The sequence below is a fragment of the Streptomyces sp. H27-D2 genome (assembly GCF_035828615.1).
Lineage (GTDB): Bacteria > Actinomycetota > Actinomycetes > Streptomycetales > Streptomycetaceae > Streptomyces.
Window position 1 is genome coordinate 51,292 of sequence record NZ_JAYMZR010000039.1, and the last position, 7,103, is coordinate 58,394.

Annotated in this window: 5 protein-coding genes; all 5 read right to left on the reverse strand. The window is 72.1% G+C overall.

Going from position 1 to position 7,103, the window contains the following annotated elements:
* Nucleotides 1-764: UDP-N-acetylmuramoyl-L-alanine--D-glutamate ligase (gene murD / locus QMK28_RS17010; protein ID WP_326438753.1), on the reverse strand; the 764-nt coding region annotated here is incomplete at its 3' end.
* Nucleotides 746-1,810, reverse strand: coding sequence for a phospho-N-acetylmuramoyl-pentapeptide-transferase (mraY, locus tag QMK28_RS17015; RefSeq protein WP_326438755.1), 1,065 nt, complete (start codon nucleotides 1,808-1,810; stop codon nucleotides 746-748). The genes mraY and murD, both read right to left, overlap by 19 nt.
* 2 nt (nucleotides 1,811-1,812) lie before the next feature.
* Nucleotides 1,813-3,207 carry a UDP-N-acetylmuramoyl-tripeptide--D-alanyl-D-alanine ligase gene (locus QMK28_RS17020; protein WP_326438743.1) on the reverse strand — a complete coding sequence of 465 codons (1,395 nt, stop codon included), beginning with the start codon at nucleotides 3,205-3,207 and terminating at the stop codon, nucleotides 1,813-1,815.
* A gap of 62 nt (nucleotides 3,208-3,269) precedes the next feature.
* Nucleotides 3,270-5,045 (reverse strand): UDP-N-acetylmuramoyl-L-alanyl-D-glutamate--2,6-diaminopimelate ligase, encoded by a 1,776-nt coding sequence (locus QMK28_RS17025; protein ID WP_326438745.1) that lies wholly within the window; start codon nucleotides 5,043-5,045, stop codon nucleotides 3,270-3,272.
* Nucleotides 5,046-5,057: 12 nt separating this feature from the next.
* Entirely contained in the window at nucleotides 5,058-7,016 is a 1,959-nt protein-coding gene (locus QMK28_RS17030; protein ID WP_326438747.1) for a peptidoglycan D,D-transpeptidase FtsI family protein, read from the reverse strand.
* Nucleotides 7,017-7,103 lie beyond the last annotated feature (87 nt).

Genomic DNA, 7,103 nt, shown 5'->3' on the forward strand with positions numbered 1-7,103 from the left:
GGGGCGCCGAGGGTGAAGCCGACGGCGCGGCAGCCCTCCTCGACGTCCGCCGCGCGCACCAGTTCCTCGGTGGCGGGGTCGGCGGTGTTGTAGACGCAGGCGACCTGGTTGCCCTCGTAGATCCGGCCCTTGTCGGCGCGGTACGCCGCCATGGTGCCGTGCCAGTCGAGGTGGTCGGGTGCGAGGTTCAGCACGACGGCGGAGTGCGCGCGCAGGCTCGGCGCCCAGTGCAGCTGGTAGCTGGAGAGCTCGACCGCGAGGACGTCGTAGGTCTCCTCGCCGAGCACGACGTCGACGATGGGGGTGCCGATGTTGCCGACCGCGGCCGTACGCAGCCCTGCGGCGGCCAGGATCGAGGCGAGCATCTGGACGGTCGTGGTCTTGCCGTTGGTGCCCGTGACGGCCAGCCAGGGGGCGCTGTCGGGCCCGCGCAGCCGCCAGGCCAGCTCGACGTCGCCCCAGACGGGGACGCCGGCGTCGGCGGCGGCCAGGAACAGCGGGCTCTGCGGCTTCCAGCCGGGCGAGGTGACGACCAGGTCGGTGCCCTCGGGCAGCGTCGCGCCGTCGCCGAGCCGTACGGCGACGCCGCCGCGCTCCAGCTCCGCGGCGGCCTCGCGCTGTCGTTCGCCGTCCCCGCCGTCCACGACGGTGACGCGGGCGCCGAGCCCGGCCAGGGCGCGGGCGGCACTGCTGCCGCTCACGCCCAGGCCGGCCACGGTGACGTTCCTGCCCGCGAACCGATCGGTCACTTCCCTGCCGCCCAGCCGCCGTAGAAGATGCCCAGGCCGACGATCACGCACATGCCCTGGATGATCCAGAATCTGACCACCACCAGCACTTCGCTCCAGCCTTTCAGCTCGAAGTGGTGCTGGAGCGGCGCCATCCGGAAGACGCGTTTGCCGGTCATCCGGAAGGAGCCGACCTGGATCACCACGGACATCGTGATCAGCACGAACAGTCCGCCGAGCACGGCGATCAGCAGTTCGGTGCGGGAGCAGATCGCCAGACCGGCGAGCGCGCCGCCCAGGGCGAGCGAGCCGGTGTCGCCCATGAAGATCTTGGCGGGCGAGGTGTTCCACCACAGGAAGCCGAAGCACGCGCCCATCAGGGCCGAGGCGACGACCGCGAGGTCGAGTGGGTCACGGACCTCGTAGCAGCCCGCGCCGCCGGTGAGCTGGTTCGCGCAGGACTCCTGGAACTGCCAGACGCCGATGAAGGTGTAGGCGCCGAAGACCATCACCGAGGCGCCGGTCGCCAGACCGTCGAGGCCGTCGGTGAGGTTCACCCCGTTGGACATCGCCAGGATCATGAACAGCGCCCAGATCACGAAGATCACCGGGCCGATGGTCCAGCCGAAGTCCTGGGTGAAGGAGAGCCGGTCGGACGCCGGGGTCTGCCCCCGGACGTCGGCGAACTGCAGCGACAGGATCGCGAAGGCGACACCGACGATGAGCTGACCGGCCAGTTTCGCCTTGGCGCGGAGGCCGAGGCTGCGCTGCTTGACGATCTTGATGTAGTCGTCCAGGAAGCCGACCAGGCCCATTCCCGCCATCAGGAACAGCACCAGCAGCCCGGAGAGCGTCGGTTCCTGGGAGGTGATGACCTTGGTCAGCGCGTACGCGATGAGCGTCGCCAGGATGAAGGCGATGCCGCCCATCGTGGGTGTGCCGCGCTTGCTGTGGTGCGCCTGCGGGCCGTCGTCCCGGATCATCTGCCCGTAGCCCTTGGAGGCCAGCAGCCTGATCAGCAGCGGAGTGCCGAGCAGGGACAAAAACAGACCGATACCGCCGGCGAAGAGGATCTGCCGCATGATCATGGGCTGACAACCTCGCCGTCGAGCAGGGTCTGCGCGATCCACTCCAGGCCCACCGACCTGGAGGCCTTCACCAGCACGACGTCTCCTGAACGCAGCTCACTGCGCAACAAGTCGACCGCCGCCCGTGCGTCGGACACGTGCACCGACTCCTCACCCCACGAACCCTCGTTCTTGGCGCCCATGTCGAGCCAGGCGGCCTCCCGGCCACCGACTGCCACGAGCTTGCTGACGTTGAGCCGGACGGCCAACCGCCCGACCGCGTCGTGTTCGGGGAGGGACTCCCCGCCGAGCTCCGCCATCTCCCCGAGCACCGCCCATGTGCGCCGCCCCCTGCCCATCGCGGCCAGCGCGCGCAGCGCTGCTCGCATGGAGTCGGGGTTCGCGTTGTAGGCGTCGTTGATGACGGTCACTCCGTCCGCGCGCTCGGTGACCTCCATCCGCCAGCGGGAGAGCTGTCCCGCTTCGGAGAGCGCTGTGGCGATCTCGTCGACGGACATGCCCAACTCATGGGCGACGGCGGCCGCGGCGAGCGCGTTCGACACGTGGTGCTCACCGTACAGCCGCATGGTCACGTCACCGCACCCGGAGGGTGTGCGAAGCGTGAAGGCCGGCTGTCCCTGGTCGGTGAGCCGGACATTCTCGGCGCGTACCTCGGCGTCGGCGGCCTCGCCGAAGAGGATCACGCGGGCCTTCGTACGGGTCGCCATCGCGCGTACCAGCTGGTCGTCGGCGTTGAGTACGGCGACGCCGTCCTCGGGGAGCGCCTCGACCAGCTCGCCCTTGGCCTCGGCGATCTGCTCACGGCCGCCGAACTCGCCGATGTGCGCGGTGCCGACGTTCAGCACGAGGCTGATCCTCGGCGGGACCAGGCCGGTGAGGTAGCGGATGTCGCCGATGCAGCGGGCGCCCATCTCCAGCACCAGGTGCCGGGTGCCCTCGTCGGCGCGCAGCGCGGTGAGCGGCAGGCCGATCTCGTTGTTGAAGGAGCCGGGCGTCCAGACGGTGGGGCCGCGGCGCTCCAGCAACTGGGCGATGAGGTCCTTGGTGCTGGTCTTCCCGGCGGAGCCGGTGAGTGCGACGACGGTGGCGCCGAGGCGCTGGACGACGGCGCGGGCGAGCGCCCCCAGCGCGGCCTCGACGTCGTCGACGACGATCGCGGGAACGCCGAGGGGACGGGCGGCCAGCACTGCTGCCGCGCCCTCCTCGACCGCGCGCCGCGCGTAGTCGTGACCGTCTGCCCGCTCGCCCACGAAAGCGGCGAAGAGGCAGCCGGGGCGTACCTCACGGGAGTCGATCACCACCGGGCCGGTGACCAACAGGTCCTGGTCCGGTATGTCGTGCGGCCGTCCGGAGACGATGGCGGTGATCTCGGCGAGCGAGAGTGCGATCACCGGTCACCCCCGGTCTTGGGGGGAAGCTGCCGGGTGGAGGATTGTGCGCGCATGGCGGTCTGTCATCCCTGGTCGTTCCGGTGCCGGTCTGATGAATCACTGAGGTCGCTGCGGTCACTGGGCTCGCCGGCGTCATCGCTGTCGTCGTGCCCGAGGTTCTCCCGGTGCTCGATGGCCCGGCGCAGCACCAGGCGGTCGTCGAAGGGACGGATCACTCCGGCGATGTCCTGGCCCTGCTCGTGGCCCTTGCCGGCGACGAGCACGGTGTCACCGGGCTCCGCGCGGGCGACGGCCTCGGTGATGGCGTCGGCCCGGTCGGCGTGCAGCAGCACGTCGCCGCGCTCGTGCGCGGGGACCTCGGCGGCGCCCGCGAGCATCGCGACGAGGATCGCGAGCGGGTCCTCGGTGCGCGGGTTGTCGGAGGTCAGCACGGCGGTGTCGGAGAGCCGGGCGAGCGCCGCGCCCATCGCGCGGCGCTTGTGCGGGTCGCGGTCGCCGCCGCAGCCGAGGACGGCGTGCACCTTGCCCTCGGTGACCTTGCGCAGCGCGCGCAGGACCGATTCGACGGCGTCCGGCTTGTGGGCGTAGTCGACGACGGCGAGGTAGGGCTGTCCCGCGTCCACCCGCTCCAGCCGGCCGGGGACGCCGGGGACGGCCGCGACGCCGTTGGCGGCGGTCTGCGGGTCGATCCCGGCGACGACCAGGGCGACGATCGCGGCGAGCGCGTTGGCGACGTTGAAGTTGCCGGGGAGCGGCGCGGCGGCCTGTACGGACTCGCCCTGGGGGCCGACGACGGTGAAGACCGAGCCGAGCGGGCCGACCTCGACGTCCTGCGCGCGCCAGTGGGCGTCGGGGTGACCCTCCGCGGAGAAGCTGGTGACCGGGACCTCGGACTCGTCGAGCAGCCTGCGGCCGTACTCGTCGTCGAGGTTGACCACTCCGGTGCGGCTGCGGGCCTTGGTGAACAGCTCCGCCTTCGCCCGGAAGTAGTCCTCCATGTCCGTGTGGAAGTCGAGATGTTCGGGGCTGAGGTTGTTGAAGACCGCGACGTCGAAGAGGGTGCCGTCGACCCGGCCGAGCACCAGGGCGTGGCTGGAGATCTCCATGGCGACCGCGCTGACGGCGCGTTCGCGCATCACCGCGAAGAGCGCCTGCAGGTCGGTGGCCTCGGGGGTGGTGCGCTCGCTCTTGATGCGCTCGTCGCCGATGCGGGACTCCACGGTCCCGATCAGGCCGGTGAGCGCCCCGTTCACGGCGGCTTCGCGCAGTCCGCCCTCGATGAGGTAGGCGGTGGTGGTCTTGCCGGAGGTGCCGGTGATGCCGATCTGCAGCAGGTCGCGGCCCGGCTCGCCGTAGATGGCCGCGGCGAGCGCGCCCATCCGGCCGCGCGGGTCGGGCACCGCGAGGACGGGCAGCCCGGTCGCGGCGGCGCGCTCCGCGCCGGAGGGGTCCGTGAGCACCGCGACGGCGCCGAGGTCGGCGGCCTGCGCGACGAAGTCCGCGCCGTGCAGCCGGGCGCCCGGCAGCGCGGCGTAGATGTCGCCGGGGCGCACCGCGCGGGAGTCGTGCGTGATGCCGGTGACCGCGCCCTCGCCGCCCCCCTCGGCCGCGCCCTGCGGCGCCGGAACGCCCAGATGCTCGGCGAGTTCCTTCAGCGGGGTGGGACGGACCCGGACAGGACGCGGCGCCCCGGGGTACGTGGCGGGGGCGCTCTGCGGCGTGGTTGCGGACTGATCAGCGTGTGGCACGGCGGTGAGCGTACCGGGCGCACCCCGCTCCGGGCGAAGCGAGGGGCGCGCCGGGGCGCGGTTCCCGGGATCAGGCGTGATGGTCGTCACGGGGCTCCTCGCTCAGTCGCCGGGCTGGTAGCTGACGGGCAGCCGCGCGGCCTGTTTGCCGGTCGGCGCGACCTGGAGGGTCTTCAATGCGAACTCCATGACCTTCTTGTATATCGGGCCGCAGATCTGGCCGCCGAAGTAGCTGCCCCTGGTGGGGTTCTGGATGGCGCAGTAGACGGTGATCCGCGGCTTGTCGGCGGGCGCGAAGCCCGCGAACGAGGCGGTGTAGCCCTGGTAGCGGCCGGTCTGCGGATCCACCCGGTTGGACGTGCCGGTCTTCCCCGCGACACGGTAGCCGGGGATCTTCGCGGCGGTGCCGGTGCCCTCGGCGTCGTCGACCACGGATTCGAGCATGGCGGCCATCGCGCGGGCCGTCTTCTCGCTGACCACGCGGGACTTCCTGGGGGCCGGCGCGGGGGTGAAGCGGCCGTCGGAGCTCTTGGTGCCGCGCACCAGGGTCGGCGCGACGCGCTTGCCGCCGTTGGCGATCGTGGAGTAGACCGACGCGGCCTGCACCGCGTTGAGCGACAGGCCCTGGCCGAACGGGATCGTGTACTGCTGGGAGGCGCTCCAGTGCCGCGGCTGGGCCAGGATGCCGGCGGTCTCGCCGGGGAACCTGAGCCCGGTGGGCTGCCCGACGCCGAATCTGTCGAGGTAGGAGTGCAGCACCCGGTTGGCCTGCCGCTGGTTCGAGCCCAGCTGTTCGGTCGACAGGATCGTGCCGATGTTGCTGGACTTCGCGAGCACCCCGTTGAGCGTGAGGTGCCAGGTGGCGTGGTCGATGTCGTCGGCGAACAGCCGGTCGGCGCGGTGCAGCCGGTTGGGGACCTCGACGTGGGTGGCCGGGGTCGCCTTGCCCTCCTCCAGTACGGCGGCGAGCGACATCAGCTTCGAGGTGCTGCCGGGCTCGTACGCGTCGGAGAGGGCCGCGTTGCCCAGCGCCGCCGGGTCCGCCTTGGAGATGTCGTTGGGGTCGAAGCCGGGCGCGTTGGCGACCGCCAGCAGCTCGCCGGTGCGGTTGTCCTGGACGACGACGTAGCCGCGGTCCGCCCTGGACTCCCGCACCTGCTTGGTGATGGCCTGCTGGGCGGCCCACTGGATGTCCCGGTCGAGGGTCAGCTCGACGTCGGAGCCGGGCACCGCGGGCTGCTCCTGGACGTCGGCGGTGGGGATCTGCCGGCCGTTGGACTGGGCGTAGGTGAGCTTGCCGTCCTTGCCCGCCAGCTGCTTGTCCCACTGTGCTTCGAGGCCGCCGCCGCCCTTGCCCTCGGAGTTCACGAAGCCGAGGACGCCGGCCGCGAGGCCGCTGTTGGGGTAGACGCGCTTGGTGTGCTTGTCGGCGTTGATGCCGACCAGGACGTTGGCGCCGCGGCCCCTCGCCTGCTTTTCGGCGAGGGACTTCTTCAGATCCTGGATCTGCTTCCAGATCTGCGGGGTCTGCTGGCGGGCCAGCACGACGTACTGGGACGCCGGCCGGGAGAGCTTGCGCCGCAGCTCCGCCTGGTTCCGGCCGAGGATCGGCGCGAGCAGCTCGGCCGCCTGGGCGGGCGCGTCGCCGGCCTTGGTCTGGTCCCGGGTGAGCAGGTCGGGGGCGGCGGTGACGTCGTACGCGTCCACGGTGGTGGCGAGGTCGACGCCGCCGCGGTCGGTGATGGTGCCGCGCTCGGCGGCCAGCGTGACCGGGATGTAGCGGTTCACATTGGCCTTGGCCGCGTACGTTCCCGCGTCCACGGCCTGGACCTGCAGAAGCCGCACGGTGAAGGCCAGCATCACCACCGCCAGCCCGAGCCCGACCAGCCGCAGCCGGGGGCGCGGGCTGCCCAGCGTGATGGACTGCGGGGCGCTCCCGGGGCGTCGCGGGCGCGGGCGCGGGCGCTTCGCGGCGGGGCGCGCGGCCGGTCCCGTACGCCCTCCGGCGCGCGGCCGAGCCGGTCCCGGCACCCGCCGGCGGGGGTCCTTCGGGGGCGTCACGCCGCGACCGCCGTGCGCTGCGCCGGACCCGCAGCAAGAACAGCAACAACAGCAGGCACAGCACACACAGCGCGCACAGCACGCGCG

Excerpts from the sequence above, each read along its gene's own strand:
- mraY (WP_326438755.1), bottom strand. The coding sequence starts at position 1,810 with ATGCGGCAGATCCTCTTCGCCGGCGGTATCGGTCTGTTTTTGTCCCTG.